General features: G+C 44.2%; 19 protein-coding genes. 7 read left to right on the forward strand and 12 right to left on the reverse strand.

Annotated elements, in window-relative coordinates; all coding sequences use genetic code 11:
• Positions 1 to 232: 232 nt before the first annotated feature.
• The 10 genes from hpaA to BDD26_RS04890 form a co-directional block, all read right to left on the reverse strand.
• On the reverse strand, positions 233 to 1,123 hold the full coding sequence (hpaA, locus tag BDD26_RS04845) for a 4-hydroxyphenylacetate catabolism regulatory protein HpaA (protein ID WP_370700170.1): 891 nt from the start codon (positions 1,121 to 1,123) through the stop codon (positions 233 to 235).
• A 42-nt stretch (positions 1,124 to 1,165) separates the two neighbouring features.
• Positions 1,166 to 2,548, reverse strand: coding sequence for a 4-hydroxyphenylacetate permease (hpaX, locus tag BDD26_RS04850; protein ID WP_115825684.1), 1,383 nt, complete (start codon positions 2,546 to 2,548; stop codon positions 1,166 to 1,168).
• A gap of 242 nt (positions 2,549 to 2,790) precedes the next feature.
• Positions 2,791 to 3,597: a 4-hydroxy-2-oxoheptanedioate aldolase gene (gene hpaI / locus BDD26_RS04855; RefSeq protein WP_115825685.1), complete on the reverse strand. Its 807-nt coding sequence runs from the start codon at positions 3,595 to 3,597 to the stop codon at positions 2,791 to 2,793.
• A 17-nt stretch (positions 3,598 to 3,614) separates the two neighbouring features.
• On the reverse strand, positions 3,615 to 4,418 hold the full coding sequence (gene hpaH / locus BDD26_RS04860; protein ID WP_115825686.1) for a 2-oxo-hept-4-ene-1,7-dioate hydratase: 804 nt from the start codon (positions 4,416 to 4,418) through the stop codon (positions 3,615 to 3,617).
• Positions 4,419 to 4,439: 21 nt separating this feature from the next.
• Complete coding sequence (locus BDD26_RS04865; RefSeq protein WP_115825687.1) at positions 4,440 to 5,912, reverse strand: NAD-dependent succinate-semialdehyde dehydrogenase; 1,473 nt, start codon at positions 5,910 to 5,912, stop codon at positions 4,440 to 4,442.
• 66 nt (positions 5,913 to 5,978) lie between these two features.
• The gene (locus tag BDD26_RS04870) at positions 5,979 to 6,377 is read right to left on the reverse strand and encodes a 5-carboxymethyl-2-hydroxymuconate Delta-isomerase (RefSeq protein WP_038261978.1); all 399 of its coding nucleotides are present in this window, start codon (positions 6,375 to 6,377) and stop codon (positions 5,979 to 5,981) included.
• A 12-nt stretch (positions 6,378 to 6,389) separates the two neighbouring features.
• Positions 6,390 to 7,265 (reverse strand): 3,4-dihydroxyphenylacetate 2,3-dioxygenase, encoded by an 876-nt coding sequence (hpaD, locus tag BDD26_RS04875; protein ID WP_115825688.1) that lies wholly within the window; start codon positions 7,263 to 7,265, stop codon positions 6,390 to 6,392.
• A gap of 106 nt (positions 7,266 to 7,371) precedes the next feature.
• Positions 7,372 to 8,838: a 5-carboxymethyl-2-hydroxymuconate semialdehyde dehydrogenase gene (hpaE, locus tag BDD26_RS04880; RefSeq protein ID WP_038261983.1), complete on the reverse strand. Its 1,467-nt coding sequence runs from the start codon at positions 8,836 to 8,838 to the stop codon at positions 7,372 to 7,374.
• Entirely contained in the window at positions 8,835 to 9,599 is a 765-nt protein-coding gene (locus BDD26_RS04885; protein WP_115825689.1) for a fumarylacetoacetate hydrolase family protein, read from the reverse strand. The genes hpaE and BDD26_RS04885 overlap by 4 nt, the downstream gene beginning before the upstream one ends.
• Positions 9,596 to 10,243 (reverse strand): fumarylacetoacetate hydrolase family protein, encoded by a 648-nt coding sequence (locus tag BDD26_RS04890; RefSeq protein ID WP_115825690.1) that lies wholly within the window; start codon positions 10,241 to 10,243, stop codon positions 9,596 to 9,598. The genes BDD26_RS04885 and BDD26_RS04890 overlap by 4 nt, the downstream gene beginning before the upstream one ends.
• 395 nt (positions 10,244 to 10,638) lie before the next feature.
• Between BDD26_RS04890 and hpaR the strand changes: the two genes are divergently transcribed.
• Positions 10,639 to 11,088, forward strand: coding sequence for a homoprotocatechuate degradation operon regulator HpaR (gene hpaR, locus BDD26_RS04895; protein ID WP_038261992.1), 450 nt, complete (start codon positions 10,639 to 10,641; stop codon positions 11,086 to 11,088).
• Between the two features lie 309 nt (positions 11,089 to 11,397).
• On the opposite strand, the gene BDD26_RS04900 is transcribed toward hpaR, so the two are convergent.
• Positions 11,398 to 12,573, reverse strand: a complete 1,176-nt coding sequence (locus tag BDD26_RS04900) for an MFS transporter (RefSeq protein ID WP_115825691.1) — start codon at positions 12,571 to 12,573, stop codon at positions 11,398 to 11,400.
• A 207-nt stretch (positions 12,574 to 12,780) separates the two neighbouring features.
• On the reverse strand, positions 12,781 to 13,614 hold the full coding sequence (locus tag BDD26_RS04905) for a MurR/RpiR family transcriptional regulator (protein ID WP_038260550.1): 834 nt from the start codon (positions 13,612 to 13,614) through the stop codon (positions 12,781 to 12,783).
• 271 nt (positions 13,615 to 13,885) lie between these two features.
• On the opposite strand from BDD26_RS04905, the gene BDD26_RS04910 reads away from it, so the two are divergent.
• The 6 genes from BDD26_RS04910 (at position 13,886) to BDD26_RS04935 (ending at position 23,742) form a co-directional block, all read left to right on the forward strand.
• Complete coding sequence (locus BDD26_RS04910; protein WP_115825692.1) at positions 13,886 to 15,397, forward strand: CoA-acylating methylmalonate-semialdehyde dehydrogenase; 1,512 nt, start codon at positions 13,886 to 13,888, stop codon at positions 15,395 to 15,397.
• Between the two features lie 4 nt (positions 15,398 to 15,401).
• The gene (gene iolD, locus BDD26_RS04915) at positions 15,402 to 17,366 is read left to right on the forward strand and encodes a 3D-(3,5/4)-trihydroxycyclohexane-1,2-dione acylhydrolase (decyclizing) (RefSeq protein WP_211305453.1); all 1,965 of its coding nucleotides are present in this window, start codon (positions 15,402 to 15,404) and stop codon (positions 17,364 to 17,366) included.
• Positions 17,367 to 17,769: 403 nt separating this feature from the next.
• A complete protein-coding gene (iolG, locus tag BDD26_RS04920; protein WP_115825693.1) occupies positions 17,770 to 18,756 on the forward strand; it encodes an inositol 2-dehydrogenase in 987 nt (328 codons plus the stop codon).
• Between the two features lie 101 nt (positions 18,757 to 18,857).
• Positions 18,858 to 20,546 carry a solute:sodium symporter family transporter gene (locus BDD26_RS04925; protein WP_115827495.1) on the forward strand — a complete coding sequence of 563 codons (1,689 nt, stop codon included), beginning with the start codon at positions 18,858 to 18,860 and terminating at the stop codon, positions 20,544 to 20,546.
• Positions 20,547 to 20,611: 65 nt separating this feature from the next.
• Positions 20,612 to 21,745, forward strand: coding sequence for a Gfo/Idh/MocA family protein (locus BDD26_RS04930; RefSeq protein ID WP_115825694.1), 1,134 nt, complete (start codon positions 20,612 to 20,614; stop codon positions 21,743 to 21,745).
• Between the two features lie 56 nt (positions 21,746 to 21,801).
• Positions 21,802 to 23,742, forward strand: coding sequence for a bifunctional 5-dehydro-2-deoxygluconokinase/5-dehydro-2-deoxyphosphogluconate aldolase (locus BDD26_RS04935; protein ID WP_115825695.1), 1,941 nt, complete (start codon positions 21,802 to 21,804; stop codon positions 23,740 to 23,742).
• Positions 23,743 to 23,748: the final 6 nt, after the last annotated feature.

Below are 23,748 nucleotides of genomic sequence, written 5' to 3' on the forward strand. Positions count from 1 at the left end.
ATGGGAGGTTAAGTGTTAAATTTATGTTCATTTATAGGGTTGATTGAATCGGTTGAGAGGAAAGACTTGAAGAGACTTTCAGGAGATCTGCGGGTACTTTTCGGTGAAACTGGATAGTTTGTTGCGTAAATGTGATCGACTTTATGTTTTGATAATAATTTTTTGCACAGTTGCCGACGTGATACTCTGTTGCATAAGTACTGTTGCATAAGTACTGCGGATGGGACAATTATTAAGGGGGCTGTATATCCTTTTCTCGCCAAACGCTCGGAGAACATCCCACCAAGCGATTAAAAAACCGGGCAAAATAAGCCGGATCTTTAAAACCGAGTTGATATGCTACTTCAAATACAGGGCTGTCACTGAACAGCAATAACCGTTTAGCTTCCCGTAATTGTCGGTCAAAGATTAATCTTTTTGGTGGCCGGTTGGCAAACCGACGACACATATCTTTCAGACGTGACTCAGTGACGCCCAGTTTTTCGGCGTATTCCGGTACAGTAAGATGTTGACGGTAATGTTGATCAATCAATTGGTTAAAACGCTGAAATAGTTTTAATTCTCCTCTGACGCCACCGGAATGGTGATCATCAAGAGGGATGCTGCGTAACAGGAAGGTAAACAGTGATTGTGCCAAAAAAGCCAATGATTGCTCACGACCGGCAAATTGGTTGGCAGACTCACGCCCGATCAGTGCCCAATAGTGGTTGAATGCCTCTAATTCATCAGGTTTATCCGCGATGGAAAGGCAAATCGCAGGAATATCGATAAACTCCCGATGGCTAGGGTAGAGAGAATTGAGCAGTGGTGTAATCAACTCCTGGCGTACTGTCAGAACATAACCGTCAGTATCTTCTTGTGTGAAGAATGCGTGAGGAACGGAAGGAGGAGTCAGGATAAATAGCGGAGCCTGTACGGAATAGCGAAGATCATCTAATTGTAATTCTATCCGGCCTGTTACCAGATAGTGAAGCTGAAAAAAACCGTCATGGCGGTGCGCCTGCATATCACGACCAAAAAAGGCGGCCATGCGACCAAAAGTCTGATAGTGCACATCATCTGATCCCTGTGTTTCATCATAATCCTTGCTGATATCAATATTAGTAATGGTGGTTTTGCTCATATGAGTGTCTGACATCAGTTTCTTCCCTTATTGAGATTGTCATTAGGAGTATGGTTGGTGGGGCGATGATATTGCCTGTGGTTTTGACTTTTTCATTGGGATCAGCAAGACCATCAATGCTCCGATAATGAGTAACCCTGCTACAAAGTAGAGTCCAGAATCAAAACTACCCGTCTGATCTTTCAGCCATCCGATCAATAATGGACTAACAGCAGAACCTACATTTCCGGTAGCATTAATCACGGCGATCCCGATAGCACGCGCACGCAGGCTGATGGATTGATCGGGGGTTGTCCAGAATACCGCCATGGCAGTAAAGGAGCCGGTTGATGCCATGATGATCCCTAAGAGCTGCACCAGACTGTTGTTTGTCAGTGAAGTCAGGAGCCAACCGCAGGCGGCAAACAGATAGGGAAGTACCGTGTGCATTTTACGTTCTTGCAGGCGATCGGAACGGCGACTCCAATAAATCATGCCTAAAATGGTACAGAATTGCGGAATAGCCGTTAGCAGGCCAATAACTATATGGCTGCTTTCCTGATTGAAACTCTGCATAATTTGTGGCGTCCAGATATTAATGGCGCTCAGGGTATTGGTCAGGCAGAAGTAAGCGAAAGTGTACATCAGGACAATCGGGGTAAGAACTTCACGCCACAGGCTGGTTTTTGTCTGTGAATTCTCAGTCTGAGCCAGAGAAATTCTATCGTTCTCTATCATCTCCTGAAGGCATTTTTTATCCTCGTTTGTCAGCCAGTTGGCTTTTTTCGGTGAATCATCCAGATAAAACCAGACAACAATGCCGAGTAAAACAGAGGGAAATCCTTCCAGAAAAAATAGCCACTGCCAGCCACGCAGATCCCAAATTCCATCCATTTCCAGAATATAACCGGAAGCCAGTGAGCCAAATGCCATAGTGACAGGCATTGCGATCATAAACAGGGCATTAGCTCGGGCGCGATAATAGGCCGGGAACCAATAGGTCAGATAGACCAGAATACCCGGCAGGAAGCCAGCTTCCGCAATACCTACTAGCATACGCAGGATATACAAACTGGTAGGGCCGGTGGCAAACATTGTGGCAGTAGAGGCAATACCCCACAGAACCATAATTGTGGCAATCCAGCGTCTGGCTCCTACAATACTCAGCATGATATTGCCAGGAATGCCGAAAGCCACGTAAGTAACGTAAAACAGTGTAGCAGCCAGTCCGAACATGGTAGATGTAAGGCCAAGATCTTTTCCCATCGTTAAACCGGCAAAGCCGATATTAATACGATCCAGAAAAGAGAATATAAACAGGACAAATAAAAATAGGATCAGGCGGCGAAACAATTTATTGATAACGCTTTGTTGTTGGGCAGTAAGTTGTTTATGTGGGTAAGGCGGATTATCGGATTTTGGTATGGATTCAGGTGAACTGCTCATTGTTGTTACCTTTTTTATTTAGTTATTCTTATAAATAGTTCTTTTGATGAATCGAGCTTTATTATGGATATTTAACTTATTATGAACACTCTGTTTCTATAGAAATAGAAGGAACGACAACTGTGATGGCAGATGCTGCGATTGGCATCTGCCCGGTATATCCTGCATCTTGAAATTTATTGAGTATAGAAAACATTTGGGTATAGCAAACACAATTCTGGCCTGGCAGAAATACCCAGAATTTAATAAATATTGTTTGCAGGTGGTGTGACATTTCCCTGTTTTTTGCCAAAGCGGGCTGCCAGTGAACTGACTGCTTCTGTCAGCAGTATGGTATCGACACCAACAGCAATAAACTGCACTCCAAGCTTCAGATAATGCTCCGCAGCTTCAATATTGGTCATCAGAATTCCCGCTACTTTGCCTGCGGCTGTGATTTGGGTAATAGTCTGTTCAACCGCTGCTTTAACGTCAGGATGTTGAGGATTGCCAGGATACCCCATATCTGCACTGAGATCGGCCGGGCCGATAAATACGCCATCGACACCATCGACTGTCAGGATCTCTGCTAAGTTATTTAAAGCTTCACGAGTCTCCACCTGAACCAAGACACACATTTCTGCATTGGCGCGAGTCAGATAATTGGGAATGTGATTCCAGCGTGAAGCTCTTGCCAGCGCACTGCCTACACCACGAATGCCTTCAGGAGGATAGCGAGTTGCCCGTACTGCTTCGCGTGCTTGCTCAGCATTCTGAATCATTGGCACCAGCAATGTTTGAGTACCGATATCCAGTAATTGTTTGATAATGACGGGATCGTTCCACGGTGGACGGACAATAGGCTGGCTTGGATAAGGAGCTATTGCTTGTAGCTGGCTCAGAATTGAAGGAATATCATTAGGGGCGTGTTCTCCATCAATCAGTAACCAATCAAAACCTGCATTCGCCAGAATTTCGGCGCTGTATGAACTGCAAAGCCCAAGCCATAAACCAATTTGTGGTTGCCCCGATTGCAGGGCTTGTTTAAATCTATTTGTTAGCTGATCCATAAGTACACCTTAAATTCTTAAACAAAGTGACAGCTGACAGAACCCAATACGCCATAATCCACATGAAATGTATCTCCCTTACGGGCAGGGACGGGGCGGGTGAAAGAGCCACTAAGAATGATCTGACCAGCTTCAAGTTGAGTACCATGCGAAGCCAATTTATTAGCCAGCCATGCGACTCCATTGGCAGGATGATCAAGAACCGCCGCAGCGACACCTGATTCCTCGACGATACCATTACGATAGAGTAGGGCGCTGACCCATCGCAAATCCAATTCATCGGGTTTGATGGGACGTCCACCCATAATGACGCCACCATTGGCTGCATTATCAGAAATCGTATCCAGCACTTTGCGCGGACGCTGGGTTTCGGGATCAATGTTGTGACAGCGGGCATCGATCAGTTCTAATGTCGGAATGACGTAATCTGTCGCATTGTAAACATCAAACAACGTACAGTTTGGGCCGGGCAGCGGTTTTGCCAGCACAAATGCCAGTTCAACCTCAATACGCGGCACAATAAAACGTTCGTAAGGAATATCACTGCCTACCTGAAAAAACATATCATCCAGCAGTGCGCCATAGTCCGGTTCATCAATTTGCGAACTGGCCTGCATAGCTTTGGAAGTCAGACCGATTTTATGCCCCTTCAACACCCGACCTTCGGCAATTTTCATACCGACCCATTCACGTTGAATGGCATACGCATCCTCAATGGTTATTTCCGGATAATCCAATGAGATTTGGCGGATCTGCTTACGGTCTTTTTCTGCCTGGTGTAAACGGCGCGCAACCTGTGATACGACTTCTTGTTGTAGCATAGTATGTTGAACTCCTTTGGTTTATAACCCTCCGAAGCAGAGGTATTTCACTTCCAGATAGTCTTCTATACCGTAACGTGAACCTTCACGTCCCAAGCCAGACTGTTTTATGCCTCCGAATGGCACAACTTCGTTAGAAATCAAACCTTCGTTAATACCGACCATGCCGCTTTCCAGGGCTTCCGCCACCCGATAGATCCTGCCAAGATCGCGGGAGTAAAAGTAAGCGGCCAGACCAAATTCCGTATTGTTGGCAAGGCGGATAGCTTCTTCTTCATTACGGAATTTGAATAGGGCGGCCAAAGGGCCGAATGTTTCTTCATGAGTGATTAGCATTGTTTCGTCAACATCAGCCAGCACGGTTGGTTCGAAGAACAATCCACCCAGTTTGTGTGAGCCACCACCAGTAAGGAGTCGTGCACCACGGGAAACCGCATCATTAACATGAGCCTGTACTTTATCTACCGCTGCCTGATTAATCAGAGGCCCTTGTTGTGAGGTGCTGTCATTAGCCGGCCCGACCCGTAGTTGTTTAACTGCCTGAGTCAGACGTTCAGCAAATGCCTCATAAATACTTTCCTGCACTAAAATCCGGTTGGCACAGATACAGGTCTGCCCGCTATTACGGAATTTTGTAGTCATGGCACCTTCTATCGCAGCATCCAAATCGGCATCATCAAAGACGATGAAAGGTGCATTGCCACCTAATTCAAGAGAGAGTTTTTTCACCGTATCGGCACTTTGTGCCATCAGTAATTTACCTACGCGAGTTGAGCCGGTGAAAGAGAGTTTGCGCACGATAGGGCTAGAAGTCAGCACTTCACCAATGGCTTTGGCATCCATCCCCGTGACAATGTTAAAAACACCAGCCGGAACACCCGCTTGCTCTGCCAGTGCAGCCAGTGCCAGTGCAGAAAGCGGAGTTTCTGCCGCAGGTTTCAATACAATAGTACAACCTGCTGCCAGTGCCGGGCCGACTTTACGAGTGATCATGGCATTGGGGAAATTCCACGGCGTGATAGCCGCGACAACTCCGATAGGTTGTTTGATGGTAGAAAGACGACGTCCTGGTATCGGGGAAGGGATAGTCTCCCCATAAATCCGCTTACCTTCTTCTGCAAACCATTCGATAAAACTGGCACCATAAGCTATTTCTCCCATTGCTTCAGCATGAGTTTTTCCTTGCTCCATACTTAACAATTCGGCCAGAGTTTTCTGGTTATCCATAATCAGATTGAACCATTGTCTGAGTATCTGACTACGCTGTTTAGCGGTTAAAGCGCGCCATGCAGGAAGCGCGTTTTGAGCCGCTTCAATAGCGTGATGAGTTTCTGCTGCTCCCATATCACTGACATTGGCGATGATGTCACCATTGGCAGGGTTGGTAACCGCAAAAGTTGCCTGATTATCCGCATCAACCCACTGCCCGTTAATATAAGCCTGTTGGTGCAGTAATAAGGTATCAGGTATTAAAGTATCGAAATGGTTTGTCATGACTCTCTCTCCATTTAACAAAAGTGAACTGGATTTTCTGGATTAATTAACCTTAAGTTATGCTGTTCATAATGCCTGATCGTTTGTCTTAAACAGCTTATGAACGTTATTGGACTTATAATTCAGTATCGGATCAAGTTCTTCCATTGTGAAAGAGAGGCCAAGGTAACGCTGCGCCATTAAATCAGCAAAATGGGTTTTAATCAGCGAAAAAAGCATCTCCCCGACTTTCTGGCGATCTTCAAGGCTGCGTCCCGCACCGATTTTTAGTGTCATGTGAACAAAGGCATAGTCTTGTTTGCCATCCGCCATCTGCCATGTATCCAGCCAAATTGCCCGGCTGCGGATACCACCCAGAGGGAAAATGCCTGAATCTGCAAGAGATTGATTTACTTTGGAAAATAGTTCCGGTAAGTTGGCTTCTTTGCGAATGTTTTCGGTACATTCAGCGTAAAAATGTGGCATGGTTAGCTCCTGTCAGACGGTAGTTGCCTGATGAACAGAATTTGGTAAAGGAAAAACGGCATTCACTTGTCCTGTCCCTGAGCTGGCAAATAATTCGGTAAGAAACTCGACCTTACCGTCGTATTTATCCCAACCAAGTAACCCAAGTAACATTACGGTATCGTGCATATTGCCTTCACCACGGCAGTAGTGGGCATATTCAGGCAGCATTTTGCAGAATTCCCTGAACTTGCCTTCCTTCCAAAGTTCCACGACCCGGCGATCCATTTGTTCATCAAACTCACGGGTATAACTGTTCATTCCTTCTTCAGCACGTTGATCATCGATGAAACTGTGAGACAGCGAGCCACTTGCCAGAACTGCGATTGTACCATCATATTTTTCAATCGCTCGTAAGATAGCCGCACCTAATTTACGGCTGTCTTCAAAAGCATGAACGGTGCAAAAGGCAGAAATCGAAATCACTCTGAAATGACGGTCACTATTCATATAGCGCATTGGAACCAATGTGCCATATTCCAGTTGCAGGCTTGGGATTTCATGTGATTGCGCGCGAACGCCCATCTTACGGGCTTCTTCTGCAATAATTCGTCCCAGTTCGGGATTGCCGTCATACTCGTAACTCATATCGCGAATAAAGTGCGGCAATTCGTTACTGGTGTAAATACCGGAGAAATGCTCTGCGCAATTAATATGATAGGCACTGTTTACCAGCCAATGGGTATCGAACACAATGATGGTATCAACACCCAACTCTCGGCAACGTCGGCTGATCTCTTTATGCCCGTCAATTGCACTCTGTCTGCAACCGTGATGTTTGCCCGGCAATTCGGACAGGTACATAGAAGGTACATGTGTAATTTTTGCTGCTAACGCTAACTTGCCCATAAATCCTCACTTAATATCAGGATGGTGAAACGTGGTTAACGCTGGAATTGATTACACTTTTCCCGTATCAAAAACCTCAGTCCGGGTTAAAGCTTTCAATTCTGAATCAAAGCCCCCAGCGAGGAATCGAATGATTTCCCATTGAAATACAAACGTTTTTCACTTCGGCAAATACTTCAAAACTGTACTCGCCACCTTCGCGCCCTACACCTGAAGCTTTCACGCCACCAAATGGCTGACGCAGATCGCGTACGTTCTGAGAATTGACAAATACCATGCCAGCTTCAATACCATGGGCCAATCGCAGGACTTTGCTCACATCCTGTGTCCAGATATAAGATGCCAAACCGTATTCCACGTCATTGGCCATGCGCAGCCCGTCTTCTTCGCTCTTGAATGGCAGCAGACAAGCAACAGGGCCGAAGATCTCTTCTTGCGCTATACGCATCCGGTTATCTACATCTGCCAGTACAGTCGGACGCAGGAAATGACCATCTTTCAGGTGATCAGGCAGATCGGTGGGTTTATCCGGGCCTCCTGCCAGCAGGGTTGCTCCTTCTTCAATGCCAAGGCGGATATAACCGGAAACCTTTTCCCAATGTTGTTGACTAATCAGGCTGCCGACTTGTGTATTCAGATCCTGCGGATCACCGATACGCAGCCGATTGGCGCGTTCAGCAAAGCGCTTCACAAATTCAGGATAGATACTTTCCTGAATAAAAATACGGGAACCTGCCGTACAACGTTCACCATTAAGCGAAAAAATCGTGAATAGAGCGGCATCTAATGCACGTTCAATATCGGCATCTTCAAAGATCAGTACCGGAGATTTTCCGCCCAGCTCCATTGAATATTTTTTCAGCCCTGCATTTTGCATAATCAGGCGGCCAGTCGCTGTTCCGCCAGTAAAAGAGACGGCACGAACATCATGATGTTTTACCAGAGCGTCCCCTGCCGTATTGCCGTAGCCCTGCACCACATTCAGCACCCCTGCTGGAATACCCGCTTCCAGAGCCAGTTCGCCTAATCGGTCGGCTGTTAGTGGCGAAAGTTCGGACATTTTCAAAACTGCGGTGTTTCCCAGCGCCAGACAAGGAGCGACTTTCCATGTAGCGGTCATAAAAGGCACATTCCACGGGGAAATCAGTGCACAAACACCCACAGGTTGGAGCAGTGTATAATTGAGCATCTTGTCATCAACGGGATAAGTTCGCCCGTTCATCTGCTGACAAGTTTCAGCAAAGAAATCGAAATTGTGGGAAGCGCGTGGAATAAGTACATTTTGTGTCTGGTGGATTGGCAGACCAGTATCCTTGGTTTCCATTGCAGCAATATCAGGAACATTCTGGTCGATTAACTCACCTAAACGGCGCATCAGGCGTGCACGTTCTTTCATTGGAGTATTTGCCCATTTGGGAAAGGCTTCTTTGGCGGCGGCAACAGCCTGATCAATCTCTTCTTTTCCTCCTGAAGCAACTTCTGCCAACACATCTCCGGTTGCCGGATTTGTCGTTTCAAAATAAGTTTTGCTGCTAACGTTCTTGCCGTTGATCCAGTGGTTAACGATGGTCATGATAAACTTTCCTCATATTCTTGCTGGCTGACAATATGATTTACCAAGCGTCCGATGCCTTCGATTTCCACAATAACTTCGTCTCCGGGAACGACATCGGATAGCCCTTTAGGGGTGCCTGTAGCAATCATGTCCCCCGGCTGTAACGTCATAAAGTCACTTAAGTAGGCGATCAGAAAGGGAATATCGAAGATCAAATCTGCGGTTGTACCACGCTGGCGTAGTTCACCATTGACCCAGGTGCTCAAGGTTAGGTTATGAGGATCGGCGATTTCATTTTTATCAACAATCCACGGGCCGATTGGAGTTAATGTATCGCGGCTTTTTACGCGCAGATTAGGGCGATAATAATTTTCCAGATAATCCCGGATAGCGTAATCGTTACACAGGGTATAACCTGCAACGTAATCCATCGCATCTGCTCTGGAAACCTGATGGGCAGATTTACCAATCACGACAACTAATTCTGCCTCATAATGCATATATTCCACATTGTCAGGGCGGACAGAAACCTGACGATGGCCTGTGAAACTATTGGCTGCCTTAATAAATACCAGAGGTTCTTCTGGCGGTTTAAATTCCAGTTCGGTTGCGTGATCGGCGTAATTCAGACCCAATGCGAATAGTGTGCCATTGGCAGGGGGAAGCCACAAAACATCAAGTTCGCTGACTTTGCTACCATCGGGGAGCAACACATTTTCCTGTTCATCAACAGTGACATGAAGATCCTGGCCTTGGTAATGAATTCTGGCGTGTCTCATGCTTGACCTCCAGCCAATACAACTGTGTTTTGTAAAGTCGGGAAGCCATCAGCGTTGATAGTAACGGTATCATTGGGATGGAAGGTAACACGCTGATGTGGTGTTCCCAGCAGAATGACATCACCTTCTTTCAAGGTGGCAAAATCACTTAATGCGGACAAAAGTTCTGACGGTGAGCGTACCAGATCTTTTGTTGACCAACGGTCAACTTCCTGACCGTTGATTTCGGTTGTGATCTCAAGTGAATCGACGTTTCTTGTACTGATCATCTGGCCGATTGGGCAAAAGCCATCCCGGCATTTAGCTTTTATGGCGGGGCGATAAAATGACGTTTCTGGCAAGCTGACTTCATTTGCCAATGCATAACCGGCAATGTATTGCTCTGCGTCTTTAACGGAAACTTTGCGGGCGGGTTTGCCTGCCTTGTCTGTACCGATAAACAGCGCCAGCGTTGCGCCACTTTGTACAGTTTCTCCAATAGGATGGGGAACGATATCACCGGAAGCGATAACAGTGTTGCGAGGTTTGATAAACCAAATTGGAGTTTGAGGCAGTGTGTTATAAGGTGCTTCATGAAATGCCTTGCGCCAAAAATCAAGCTGACTATTGTGGTTGAGAGCGACGGCAAAAATGGTGCCTTTCATTAACAACTCCTTGAAAGCTGAGCGATGTAGAGATGTATCGCAAGAACAATTATTAATATATTAATAAACTAAGTTCTGATAACGTTCAATATGTTAAGCTAATTGTTAATTTTAATTGTGATCTCTGTAACAACATTCTGCCTGTGATTATTTTTAACACATAAAGATCAAGCCGTTATATTATCTATCAAGGTCATTTGGTATTTCATTTAACTTTTTGTTAACTTTATATGGCAAAATAATTTTATTTATTTGTTAATATTGAATTCTTTTCCCTTTGTGGATAATTATGAGCATGTTAGTCTTTTTACCGTTAATGTTGTCTATAATCGGTAGCGTGCGCGTTCAACTTATAGAGAATTACCCGTGGTTAACTTTAAGAGTCACCTTTAATTATGTATGAATCCTTGACAATAGCATTGCTTCAAGCTCGGGAAACCGCGATGAGTTTTTTCCGTCCGATATTGAAGAGTTATAATCTAACTGAGCAGCAATGGCGCATTATTCGCGTACTTGCGAGTAGTCGTTCGATTGATTTTCATGATTTGGCTAATATTACCTGTATCTTACGTCCTAGCTTGACGGGTATTCTGACTCGCATGGAGCGTGATGGTCTGATCTTTCGTTTAAAGCCTATGAATGATCAACGAAAATTATACGTTTCGCTGACTCCGGCGGGTCAGGAACTGTATGAAGAAGCAAAAGGAAAAGTTGATGAGGGTTATGAGGCAATTGAAGCTGCTTTCTCTCCAGAAAAATTAGCTCAACTTTTAGGGTTATTGGATGAATTTATTTCTATTGGCAATCGTTCTCAGGACGATATAGATGAAAATGAAGAACAATAGAGATAGATGCATATTAATATATTAATTAATTGATGCTTTAATGATAAGAGAAAGAGCACCGGAATAAACTGGTCGTGATTTTCTGAGTAGTTTATTGCGGTGGTTTCTCTGTTTTTTGGGAAATTGAACTAATTGTTAGAACTTATTGATTTTATTTATGGTTAATAAAATATATTTATGTTAAAGCTTTCCTATACTATATGGAATAAATCATATCCAATATTTGAGTTGAATATGTGAATCCAAGCAAACTTTTTATTTATGATATTTATTTTAGTTTAAACATTTTTTATCACATATTTTGTGAAATTATTTTCTCAATATCCTTGTGTACGTTTTCTTATGGGCGAGGAAACCTGAAATGACGGCCAGTAACAATGCCATAGAAGCTAGTAAACTGCCAGTCAGATTGAGAGTAGAATAACTATAATTAGCTGTGATAATGACCCCGCCTAACCATGCGCCTACAGCATTACCCAAATTAAAAAAGCCAATATTGACAGAAGAAACGAGATTAGGTGCACCGGCTTCCTGGGCTTTATCCATCACCAGACGCTGAATTGGTGATACTGTGGCAAAACCAAGTGCAGCCATAAGGAATATACTCAAACAGGCAATAAATGGATTGTCACCGGTGAGCCAGAACATAAATAAAACTAAAGCTTGTAACCCCAGAGTCCAATATAGCAATGGCATCATGGCCTTATCTGCCAGTTTTCCGCCAACAATATTGCCAAAAAAGAATCCCAACCCTAGTATTACAAGGACCCATGTGATTGCATTTTCAGGTAATCCCGCAACATTGGTCATTAATGGTGCGATATAAGTAATAGAAGTAAAGAAAGCAGCAGGTCCCAGAACAGTGATCCCCATAGCCAGCAGGACGTGAACATTGGTAAAAGCTAACAACTCCTTTTTGATACTGGCAGGAGCTTGTTGACTGAATTTAGGCAGTAATTTTAAGATCCCAAGTAATGCGATAACGCCGATAACTGTAATGATGGCAAACGTGACCCGCCAGGAAACCACTTTTCCTATCCATGTGCCAAGAGGTATCCCAACCAAATTAGCAAGCGTCATGCCACTGAACATAAATGCGATAGCGGTTGTCTTTTTATCTTTCGGCACCAGTTCTGCCGCAATAATCGCCCCTATCCCCATAAAAGCGCCGTGAGTCAGTGAAGCAATGATACGACCAATAATAGCCAGATAAAATGTAGGGGATAAAGTCGTCAGCATATTTCCGATAATGAATAATACCATTAACATAGCGAGCATCTTTTTTCTCTCTATGCGTCCACCCAGAATAATCAAAACGGGTGCCCCAATAAATACACCGAGTGCATAACTGGTGACCATATATCCTGCTGTGGGTATTGATATACTAAAGTCAATGGCAATTTCCGGAAGCAAACCAGCGATAATAAATTCAGTCGTGGCGATCCCAAATGTTGCTAAAGCTAGAACCCAAATAACTGCTGGCATGGAGTGCTCCTGATCAGAGAATGAATAATAGGGGTATATTAAAACCAGTTATTATTATCACAGTGTGTGTTTATTTCTGAATGCGAAGAATGCCATATCAATATATTCATATAGTATTCAATTTGGAAGTAGCTGAAAAATTTTCTGTTCCATCCGTCACTATATTTCAAGTTGCCACCAATAAAGCGGCAACTTGAAAGAAATCACTTATCCTGCATTTTCTTTCCTGTAAGCCAAAGCAACAGCCAATGATTGCGTCAGACATAACGTGGCTGATTGAGAACGGAATGCATCGACTTTTGCCTCCTTTACTACAAAGCAAATGTCACTGAAACTTGCCAGTGGGCTGATCTGGCTGTCAGTAATCACAATCTGCTTTGCTCCGGCCTGTGCTGCTTTTTCACTGACCATTACCGTTTCTTCGGCATACGGTGTAAAACTGATGGATACCACAACATCATCAGCGCCAATCATATTCATCTGTTCGCGAAACATTCCACCCAAGCCATCCACCAGCATGGGACGGCACTCCAAATGACTCAGAGCATAAGTAAAGTATGACGCGACGCTGAAAGATCGGCGTAGTCCGATAATGTAAATATTGTGAGCATTTGCCAATAAATCTACGGCCTTATTTAAATCCTCCACAGGAGTGCGGGCGGCAAGTTGCTGAATGGCCTGTGCATTAGAATGGGCAAACTCCTGCAAAATATGTTGTGGATCTTCCGGTTTCTGCTTATTGCCATCCAGTTCCTTGAACAGGCGAGCCCTATCTGTATAACTGGCTGTCTCTTCTACCAGATTCATACGAAATAATTGTTTCATTTCATTGAACCCGTTGAAATCAAAAGCATTGGCAAAACGAATAAGTGTGGAAGGTGGAACATTGGCCTCTTTTGCGATCACCGCAACAGTATCAAATGCTACGCTATTGGTATTATCCAAAACATACCTTGCAACTTGCTGTAACCGTTTACTTAACTCATCATAACGCGAGCGAACTTGTTCTTGCAGTTCATGCAGATTCGACGCAGCAGACATAATGCCTCCCTAAAAAATTGTAATGAAATGGATAATTCATTCATCGTCAGGCAAGCCTGTTAAATGCAGGCGAAGATGTTCGCAAGTTGCCACTGTCTAATGAATGTAATTGCACAAAAATAGCGTATTGATCACATTAATAAAATGGTATTCCAATTCTGATTGAAAATGAAATATATATTTCATATATCTGTAGCATCGTGATTCAATTCATAATGATTCAACTCATCTTCAATGGTTAACCTTATAATTGTATTGAGAGAGGCTCAGAATGGAACAGATTAAAAATTTTATTGGCGGGCAACTCATTGGTAGTCAAAGTGATCGTATTTCATTCGTGTCTAACCCGGCGACAGGACAGTTAATTCGTCAGGTTGCTATGAGCACAGCCCAAGAGACTAAATCAGCTATCGGATCTGCTCACCAGGCCTTTAAGGAGTGGTCTAAAACCCCTCCGTTGAAAAGAGCCAGGATCATGTTCAAATTTAAGTCACTACTTGAAGAAAATCAGGATAGGCTGGCTTGTCTGATTTCCGAAGAACATGGAAAAATCTATTCTGATGCGGTGGGGGAATTGACTCGTGGACTTGAAGTTGTCGAATTTGCCTGTGGTATTCCTCACTTACAGAAAGGAGAACACTCTGCCAATGTGGGTACAGGAGTTGATAGTCATTCCCTGATGCAGCCACTGGGTGTTTGTGCAGGAATTACTCCATTTAATTTTCCGGCAATGGTATCTATGTGGATGTTCCCGATTGCATTAGCGACGGGAAATACTTTTGTCCTGAAACCTTCTGAAAAAGATCCTTCTCTCTCAATCGAACTGGCTAAATTATTGCAGCAGGCCGGTTTGCCGGATGGGGTATTTAATGTTGTACAAGGAGATAAGGAAGCCGTTGATGTATTGCTGACTGATCCTCATGTTGAGGCGGTGAGTTTTGTTGGTTCTACACCGATTGCAGAATATGTTTATACCACGGCATCCGCACATGGCAAGCGTTGTCAGGCATTGGGCGGCGCGAAAAATCACAGCATTCTTATGCCGGATGCCGATATGGACATGGCTGCGAATGCTATTATCGGAGCAGCCTTTGGCGCAGCAGGAGAGCGTTGTATGGCATTGTCTGTTGTTCTGGCAGTTGGGGATGACATTGCAGATGAACTGGTAGCAAAACTCCGAAATCAAATTGACAAAATGGTAGTCGGTGCTGGGATCACCGAAGGCAGAGAAAACGACATGGGGCCAGTCATCTCTGAGCAACACAAGGCTAAAATCTGTAATTACATTGACAGTGGCGTAGCTCAGGGAGCGAAATTGCTGGTGGACGGGCGTGAATATCAGGTTCCTGGTTATGAAAACGGCTATTTCGTCGGGCCGACCCTGTTTGATTATGTCACGCCAGATATGAAAATCTATCAGGAAGAGATATTCGGGCCAGTATTATCCATTGTTCGCGTACCGGATTATGCAACAGCCCTGAAACTGATTAATCAGCATGAATATGGTAATGGGGCTGCTATCTTTACCCGTGATGGGGAAACCGCCCGTCAATTCAGTGAAGATGTATTGGCTGGCATGGTCGGCGTCAATATACCTATTCCTGTGCCGATGGCATTCCATAGCTTCGGGGGCTGGAAGCGTTCCATTTTCGGCCCGTTGAATGTGCATGGTGATGATGGTGTGCGTTTTTATACCCGGATGAAAACAGTAACCAGTCGCTGGCCGGCCAGTGTGCGTCTGGAGCATCATGACAGCAGCTTTATCATGCCAACGATGGAGTAATATCATGGATACATCAATAACGCGTGCGCAGGCAACGAATACACAAAAGATGACAATGGCTCAGGCTCTGGTCAAATTTCTCAATCAGCAATATATCAACGTTGATGGGGAAGAATACCCCTTTATTTGCGGCATTTTCACCATATTTGGTCACGGTAATGTGGTGGGATTGGGGCAGGCGTTAGAACAAGAATCGGGGCATCTCAGAGTTTATCAGGGGTGTAATGAACAGGGTATGGCGCATATTGCCACTGGTTTTGCCAAGCAGAAAAAACGCCGACAGGTTTTGGCTGTAACCTCTTCTGTCGGGCCGGGGGCGGCCAATATGGTTACGGCTGCCGCTACAGCAACTGCGAACCGTATCCCGTTACTATTATTACCGGGAGATACTTTTGCGTGTCGTCAGCCCGATCCGGTTTTACAGCAGGTTGAACAGTATGGTGACGGCACCATCAGCACCAACGATTGTTTTCGCCCTGTTTCGCGTTATTGGGATCGCATTTCCAGACCTGAGCAATTGATGAGTGCAATGATCCACGCTATGCGGGTATTAACTGATCCGGCAGATACAGGTGCAGTTACCATCTGCTTACCGCAGGATGTGCAGGGGGAAGTATGGAATTACCCTGATTACTTCTTCCAGAAACGAGTACATCATCTTGAACGCCGACCTGCTTCTTTGCCCCGTATTCAGAGTGCTGTAGAACTCATCCAGCGTAAGAAAAAACCGTTGCTGGTTTGCGGGGGCGGAGTCCGTTATTCCGGTGCTCATGAGGCTTTCCGTCAGTTCGCTGAAACGTTCAATATTCCATTTGCTGAAACACAGGCAGGAAAAAGCGCTATTATCGCAGCACATCCCTTGAATTGTGGCGGACTCGGTACAACGGGTTGTCTGGCTGCAAATTTGCTGGCTAAAGAGGCTGATCTAATCATAGGTGTTGGTACACGTTTTACTGACTTTACTACTGCATCAAAATCTTTGTTCCAAAATCCAGAAGCTGAATTTCTTACGATTAATGTAGCGGAATTTGACGCCTGCAAGCTGGATGCTGTCGCAGTTATTACTGATGCCAGGGAAGGGCTGAATGCGATTACTCAGGCATTGATGAAAACAGCATGGCGTTCTGACTGGCAGCAGGAGATTATGCAGGCGAAAACAAGCTGGCAACAAGAACTGTCACGATTGTTTTCCATACAGTATCAGATCGGGGACAAACCGGAAATTGCGGGGCATCTGGATGATAAATTACATGAATACAGTGAAACATTGCAAACCAACCTGACTCAGACACGGGTACTAGGCCTGATGGATCATCATCTGGAACCTAATGCCATTATTGTTGGTGCAGCAGGTTCCTTGCCGGGAGATTTACAGCGGTTGTGGCAGCCTAAAGAGCCTGATACTTATCACCTTGAATACGGTTATTCCTGCATGGGGTATGAAATAGCAGCAGCACTGGGGGCAAAACTTGCCTGTCCGAACCAACCTGTTTATGCAATGGTTGGGGATGGATCTTATATGATGTTACACAGTGAATTACAAACGGCGATTCAGGAAAACATCAGGATTACCGTGTTGTTGTTTGATAACGCCGGTTTTGGTTGCATTAATAACTTGCAGATGAGTCAGGGTATGGGGAGTTTTGCGACAGAAAATCGCTATCGTAATCAACAAAGTGGTCAGTTAGATGGCGCACTTGTACAGGTAGATTTTGCTAAGAACGCAGAAAGCTATGGCTGCAAAAGTTACCGGGTACATAACGAACAGCAACTGATTGCTGCTTTGCAGGATGCCAGAACACAACCCCGCGCAACTCTAATCGATATTAAAGTGCTGCCAAAAACTATGACTCACGATTATGAATCATGGTGGAGAACAGGAACAGCACAGGTTGCAGACAGCCTTGCTGTTACAACGGCGGCTGAAAACATCAGGCAGTATGTGGAGAAATACACTCGTCAATATTAATCTTCTTGCTATGTAGTCCCTGCAATATGGTTTGATGCTTCCTGCCTGGTGGTGAAACGAACCATTTTATGTTGGATATGGAAATTTTATTTCATATCCAACCACGTCACTATCATTGTTTGTTGATCACGGTTTATTGATCACATTGTATTCTTTTAACCATACCTTAGTGGAATGATTGTTTTATATTATTCTATGATTTTAAAGTAAATTTATATTGATTATCCAATGAAATAACCCTTTTTTCGTGATAGATATAACACTAATTGCAGCTTTTTCATCACAAAATGCTAACCACTTCTAAAAAATAAAATTTTCAAATAAACATAAATTGAAATAAATATTTTGCTTGATATATTTTTATCCACCCAAAAAGCAGGTACAGAGGTATCAAGGAGCATTTATGTTCAATATTGCATTATTTGGCGCAGGTAGGATTGGGCAGGTTCATGCGGTTAATATTGCCAACCATAAAGAAACTCGCCTTTACTCCGTGATTGACCCTTATCAGGCAAATGCTGAAATACTGGCACAGAAATATCAGGCTAAAATACAAACGACGGAAGCAGCGATGGCCGATCCCAATGTGCATGGTGTTCTTATTGCATCAGCAACAGATACACATGCTGATTTGATCGAACTGGCGGCTCAGCACAATAAAATGATTTTCTGCGAAAAACCGGTTCATCTTGACCTTGAACGGGTTCGACAGTGTCTTGCTATAGTCAAACAGTTTCAGGTTCCTCTGTTTGTTGGTTTCAACCGTCGTTATGATCCTCAGTTTCGTCGAATGAAAAATTTATTCCATTCCGGCAAAATTGGTAAAGCAGAGTCTCTGCTTATCACATCCCGCGACCCTTCTCCTCCGCCTGCTGAATATATCCGGGTTTCTGGTGGTATGTTCAGGGACATGACCATCCATGATTTTGACATGGCTCGTTTTATTCTCGGTGAAGAACCCTGCGCTGTTTATGCACAAGGCAGTAATCTGGTTGATCCGGCCATTGGCCTGACCGATGATATTGATACGGCGTTTATTGTTATGAAGTTTCCTTCAGGAGCTATGGTAACCATCTCCAACAGCCGTCGTTCAGGGTATGGCTATGACCAACGTCTTGAACTACATGGTGAAAAAGGTTTACTGACGGCGGGTAACATTAAGGAAAACAGTGTGGAATTTTGGGGAGAAAATGGATGCCTGTCTGCCAAACCTGAACACTTTTTCCTGCAACGTTACCATGAGGCGTATATCGCGGAATGGAGCCATTTTGTCGATGTTATAGCAGGCAGGGTCACTCCCGAAACCACCGGTTTTGATGGTGCACAAGCATTGTACCTTGCTGATAAGGCTCTTGAATCCTTACTGACTGGTAAGGAAATTAAATTATAAGCAACAGAATTTTATAAAAATAAGAAAGATTATTTTTTCAGGAAAACCGTTTTCTTGTCGGCCTGTTGATGCCTTTTGGCAGCAAATCAGGGGAGGAATATATGTCAGCTTTTCTTTCTTTTATTGGTTTTACCCTGCTGGTTGCTGGGATTGCTTATTATAAAACAAGGAACAAACATTTAATTGATTCCACTGAAGGGTATTTTCTAGGTGGACGTTCTCTGACCGGGATTTATATCGGCAGTTCCATGTTATTAATGAACCTATCCACAGAACATCTGGTCGGTTTGAATGGATTGGCATTCAGAACAGGGTTTATTGTTATGGCATGGGAAGTTATAGCAGCGTTAACTATTGTGTTGTTTGCCATTTATTTTTTACCAAAATATTTAAAATTGGGTATCTCAACAATTCCTGAATATCTGGAGCGGCGATTTGATAAAAATACATTGCTGATTACCTCAATTTTATTTCTGGCAATGTACGTTATTTCGTTACTGCCTATTGTTTTATATACCGGTGCTATTGCACTGGAAAGTTTATTTCAGGTTTCTCAGATATTTCAGGTCGATAAAACCACTGCATTATGGATTATGGTCTGGGGTGTTGGTGGGCTTGGCGCTATTTATGCTATTTTCGGCGGAATTAAAGCAATTGCAGTTGCTGATACTCTTAATGGTATCGGATTAATTGTTGGTGGCGGGATTGTTACTATTTTCGCTTTATTATACGTAGGTGATGGCAGTGCATGGAAAGGTCTGACCGACGTTTATCAGGCACATCCTGATAAATTTAACTCCATTGGCAGCGAAGATTCACTTGTTCCATTCTCAACCTTGTTCACAGGGTTGATCATTTCTAATATGTTTTTCTGGTGTACTAACCAATCTATCGTACAAAAATCACTGGGTGCAAAGAATCTGGCAGAAGGGCAAAAAGGGGTGATGTTATGTGCTGTGTTGAAGCTTATTATCCCGTCTATCATTATCTTACCCGGCGTTATCGCATTTCATATCTTCAATGGGCAAATAGATAACCCGGATAATGCCTATCCTGCATTAGTGCAATTAGTTTTGCCTAAAATACTGGTTGGCTTTTTTGCCGCGGTTGTCGTCGGGGCTGTATTCTCAACATTCAGTGGGGGGCTGAACTCTTCTGTTACTCTGTTTACTGTCAATATTTACAAACAACGAATTAATCCAAATGCCAGCGAAGCACGGACGGTCGCAGTGGGTAAATATCTGGGCATTGGTCTGGCATTGCTAACCATGATTATTGCGCCACTTGTTGCTAATGCGCCGGATGGTTTGTTTTACCTTATCCAGCAATTACAGGGTATTTTCAATGCTCCGATTCTCAGTGTAGTGCTTGTCGGGTTAATGACAAAACGTGTTCCCCCGATTGCCGCAAAACTGGGGCTGTTGTTTGGTATGTCGGCTTATATCATCTGTAACTTTATCCTGCACATCAATATCCATTTCTTTCATCTGGTCGGTATCCTGTTTGCACTGAATGTTATTTTCATGCTGACGATTGGTTATTTCTTCCCTGCTGAGATTTATCAGGAAGTGTATACAAAACAAGTGGATATTACACCGTGGTCAATGGTGAAACCAATGGGATGGCTGATTACTCTGGCGGCAATATCAATGTATGTTTTTCTGGCACAGAACGTGCCGCTGTATGTAATGACACTCTACTATGTGTTTGCTGCCGGGATCTTGGGTTACGTCTTTTATCAAATCAGTAAGGCACTGTTTAAACGCCCTATTCACAGGAAAAGTGCATAGAAAAAACCAGACCCAGACAAAAAAGACATAAAAAATCTGAATGATGTAACCGGAGAATAAATAACATGAAAGAGATTCGGATTGGGTTGATTGGCGCGGGTTATATCGGACGCTCCCATGCCATCGCTTATGCACAAGCTCCCACAGTATTTCCACTAAAAGGGAAACTGATACGTGAAATGATTGCAGGAATAACCCCGGAACTTGCCCAGGTCCACGCAAAAGAACTTGGTTTTCTGCGTTCAACCGGAGACTGGCGGGAACTGGTTGCTGATCCAAACATTGATGTTGTTGATATATGTACGCCTAATTTCTTGCATAAAGAAATGGCATTAGAAGCTATCAAACATGGCAAACATATCTATTGTGAAAAACCACTGGCCCTGAACTCCCAGGATGCCAAAGAAATGATGGTAGCAGCGACAAATGCGGGAGTGAAGACGTTGGTAGGTTTTAACTATATGAAAAACCCTACAGCGAAGTTAGCAAAAGAAATTATCTCGAAGGGTGAAATCGGTGAGGTCGTGCACTTTTACGGCACACATAATGAGGATTATATGGCAGATCCGCTGAGTCCGATTCATTGGCACTGCTTTAAGGATAGAGCAGGTTTGGGAGCACTTGGTGATCTCGCCGCTCATATTATCAATATGGCGCAGTATCTGGTAGCAGACATTATGACTGTTTGCGGAGATCTGGAAACAGTAGTGAAAGCACGCCCTGAAAAATCCGGTTCTCCAGTGTTAGTTCCCGTTGAAAATGAAGATCAGGCACATGCGATAGTACGTTTCGATACAGGAGCAATGGGTGTGATTGAAACTTCCCGTATTGCCTGTGGCCGCAAAATGGGGCTGAGTTATATCGTGACAGGTACGAAAGGAACTCTGAGCTTTACTCAGGAACGAATGGCTGAATTGAAACTATATCGACATGATGAACCGGCAAATCGTCAGGGGTTCAAAACCATTCTGCTTGGGCCTGAACATCCGGATTACGCTCCTTTCTGTAATGGTGCCGGGCATGGCATTGGTTTCAATGACCAGAAGACGGTGGAAGTCAGGGATTTGATTGATGGTATCGCTCAGGATCAGGCTATTTGGCCTGATTTTACTGAAGGCTGGAAAGTCTCCCGTATTTTAGACGCGATTGTACGTTCTCATGATCAAAAACGTTGGGTTAACGTTTCTGAAATTAATTAAATCTCGCGGTTAGCAAAATTGGTTTTCAAAACGCGCACTTGTTAAGAGGCAGAGTGATGGAGCAACATAAAAAGTTTGATGTTATCTGCATGGGGCGTATTGCAGTTGATTTATATGGTCAGCAAATAGGCGCCCGTCTGGAAGACATGAGCAGTTTCTCTAAATACCTTGGTGGTTCTTCCGGGAATGTAGCTTACGGCACTGCGCTTCAGGGATTAAAATCATCCATGTTGGCCAGAGTTGGTGATGAACATATGGGGCGTTTCTTACGTGAAGAACTGGAGAGAGTGGGATGTGATACCAGCCATTTAATCACAGATAAAGAGAGGCTCACGGCTTTAGTGTTACTCGGTATTAAAGATAATGAAACTTTCCCGCTGATTTTCTATCGTGATAACTGTGCTGACATGGCTATTACCCGCGATGATTTCAGCGAAGACTATATTGCATCCGCCCGTTGTCTGGCAATTACGGGAACCCATCTTTCCCATTCGCAAACCCAGGATGCGGTGTTGACAGCATTACAATATGCCCGTTGCAATGGGGTAAAAACGGTACTTGATATCGATTACCGCCCCGTGTTATGGGGGCTGACGTCACTTGGTGACGGAGAAACCCGTTATATCGCTTCAGAGCAGGTCACAGCACAATTACAGAAAGTGCTTGCTCAATTTGATCTGATTGTAGGAACTGAAGAGGAATTTCATATTGCGGGCGGCTCCAAAAATACTGTTGACGCTTTACGTTGTGTCAGGGAGTTAAGTAAAGCAACACTAGTCTGCAAACGTGGATCATTAGGCTGTTCCGTGTTCACCGAAAATATTCCTGATATCCTTGATGAAGGTATTACAGTACAGGGAGTTAAAGTAGACATACTGAACGTCTTGGGGGCTGGTGATGCCTTTATGTCTGGCTTGCTACGGGGATACCTTAATAACGAAAGTTGGGAGCAGAGCTGTACTTATGCGAATGCCTGTGGTGCATTAGTGGTTTCCCGCCATGGTTGCGCGCCAGCGATGCCAGATAAAACTGAGTTGGATAATTACCTTGTACGATCTACGGAAGTTCATCGCCCTGATTTAGACATTCATCTAAACCATCTCCATCGTATTAGTGGTCGTCATAAACAGTGGCAAGAGTTGTGTGTCATGGCATTTGATCACCGTATCCAGTTTGTTGAAATGGCACGTAAGGTTAATGCCGATCCTGATCGCATTCCACAACTGAAAAAATTGTTATTCCGCGCCAGTCAGGAAGTGAGGGCAGAAGCCTGTCAGGAAGGTCATGCCGGAATATTGTGTGACAGCACTTTCGGGCAGGATGTTCTTAATGCAGCGACTGGAAAAGGGCTATGGATTGGGCGTCCGATTGAATTACCGGGGTCCCGTCCACTGCGCTTAGAGCATGGTGATATTGGTTCCCAGCTTGTCAGTTGGCCGAGGGAACATATCGTGAAATGCCTGGTATTTTTCCATCCTGAAGATGCTCATTCTTTACGTTTGGAGCAGGAAAGAACAGTTCAGGAAATTTATGCAGCCTGTTGCCAGTCTGGTCATGAATTATTATTGGAAGTGATCTTACCATTGGATATGACGCATTCTGATGAGTTTTACTTGCGCGTACTCCAACGTTTTTACAATCTCGGCATTAAGCCGGATTGGTGGAAATTACCCCCTATGCAGCCTACGACCTGGGATCAAATTGAAGAATTAATTACTCAGCGAGACCCTCATTGTCATGGAGTTGTGCTCCTTGGCCTGGATGCTTCCGAAGAGCTATTAAAAGCAGGTTTTAACGCTGCGGCGGGTAAATTTATTGTCAAAGGCTTTGCTGTTGGGCGCACGCTGTTTGCTAAACCATCCCTGAAATGGCTGGCTGGTGAAATTGATGATCAAACACTCATTCTGCAAGTAAAAACGAATTACAACAACCTGATTAGCTACTGGCGCCAACGTGGTAGTGAACAAAAAAACTGGAACATAACTGACTCTCACTAATTTACT

This window comes from Xenorhabdus cabanillasii, from assembly GCF_003386665.1.
Taxonomy (GTDB): domain Bacteria; phylum Pseudomonadota; class Gammaproteobacteria; order Enterobacterales; family Enterobacteriaceae; genus Xenorhabdus; species Xenorhabdus cabanillasii.

What these genes read in the sequence shown, in the direction of transcription:
- hpaR (WP_038261992.1), top strand. Translation starts at nt 10,639, where the DNA reads ATGTATGAATCCTTGACAATAGCATTGCTTCAAGCTCGGGAAACCGCG.
- iolD (WP_211305453.1), top strand. Translation starts at nt 15,402, where the DNA reads ATGGATACATCAATAACGCGTGCGCAGGCAACGAATACACAAAAGATG.
- BDD26_RS04935 (WP_115825695.1), top strand. Translation starts at nt 21,802, where the DNA reads ATGGAGCAACATAAAAAGTTTGATGTTATCTGCATGGGGCGTATTGCA.
- hpaA (WP_370700170.1), bottom strand. Translation starts at nt 1,123, where the DNA reads ATGAGCAAAACCACCATTACTAATATTGATATCAGCAAGGATTATGAT.
- BDD26_RS04890 (WP_115825690.1), bottom strand. Translation starts at nt 10,243, where the DNA reads ATGAAAGGCACCATTTTTGCCGTCGCTCTCAACCACAATAGTCAGCTT.
- BDD26_RS04870 (WP_038261978.1), bottom strand. Translation starts at nt 6,377, where the DNA reads ATGCCACATTTTTACGCTGAATGTACCGAAAACATTCGCAAAGAAGCC.
- hpaX (WP_115825684.1), bottom strand. Translation starts at nt 2,548, where the DNA reads ATGAGCAGTTCACCTGAATCCATACCAAAATCCGATAATCCGCCTTAC.
- BDD26_RS04930 (WP_115825694.1), top strand. Translation starts at nt 20,612, where the DNA reads ATGAAAGAGATTCGGATTGGGTTGATTGGCGCGGGTTATATCGGACGC.
- BDD26_RS04905 (WP_038260550.1), bottom strand. Translation starts at nt 13,614, where the DNA reads ATGTCTGCTGCGTCGAATCTGCATGAACTGCAAGAACAAGTTCGCTCG.
- BDD26_RS04900 (WP_115825691.1), bottom strand. Translation starts at nt 12,573, where the DNA reads ATGCCAGCAGTTATTTGGGTTCTAGCTTTAGCAACATTTGGGATCGCC.
- hpaE (WP_038261983.1), bottom strand. Translation starts at nt 8,838, where the DNA reads ATGACCATCGTTAACCACTGGATCAACGGCAAGAACGTTAGCAGCAAA.
- iolG (WP_115825693.1), top strand. Translation starts at nt 17,770, where the DNA reads ATGTTCAATATTGCATTATTTGGCGCAGGTAGGATTGGGCAGGTTCAT.
- BDD26_RS04885 (WP_115825689.1), bottom strand. Translation starts at nt 9,599, where the DNA reads ATGAGACACGCCAGAATTCATTACCAAGGCCAGGATCTTCATGTCACT.
- hpaH (WP_115825686.1), bottom strand. Translation starts at nt 4,418, where the DNA reads ATGCTACAACAAGAAGTCGTATCACAGGTTGCGCGCCGTTTACACCAG.
- BDD26_RS04910 (WP_115825692.1), top strand. Translation starts at nt 13,886, where the DNA reads ATGGAACAGATTAAAAATTTTATTGGCGGGCAACTCATTGGTAGTCAA.
- BDD26_RS04865 (WP_115825687.1), bottom strand. Translation starts at nt 5,912, where the DNA reads ATGACAAACCATTTCGATACTTTAATACCTGATACCTTATTACTGCAC.
- BDD26_RS04925 (WP_115827495.1), top strand. Translation starts at nt 18,858, where the DNA reads ATGTCAGCTTTTCTTTCTTTTATTGGTTTTACCCTGCTGGTTGCTGGG.
- hpaD (WP_115825688.1), bottom strand. Translation starts at nt 7,265, where the DNA reads ATGGGCAAGTTAGCGTTAGCAGCAAAAATTACACATGTACCTTCTATG.
- hpaI (WP_115825685.1), bottom strand. Translation starts at nt 3,597, where the DNA reads ATGGATCAGCTAACAAATAGATTTAAACAAGCCCTGCAATCGGGGCAA.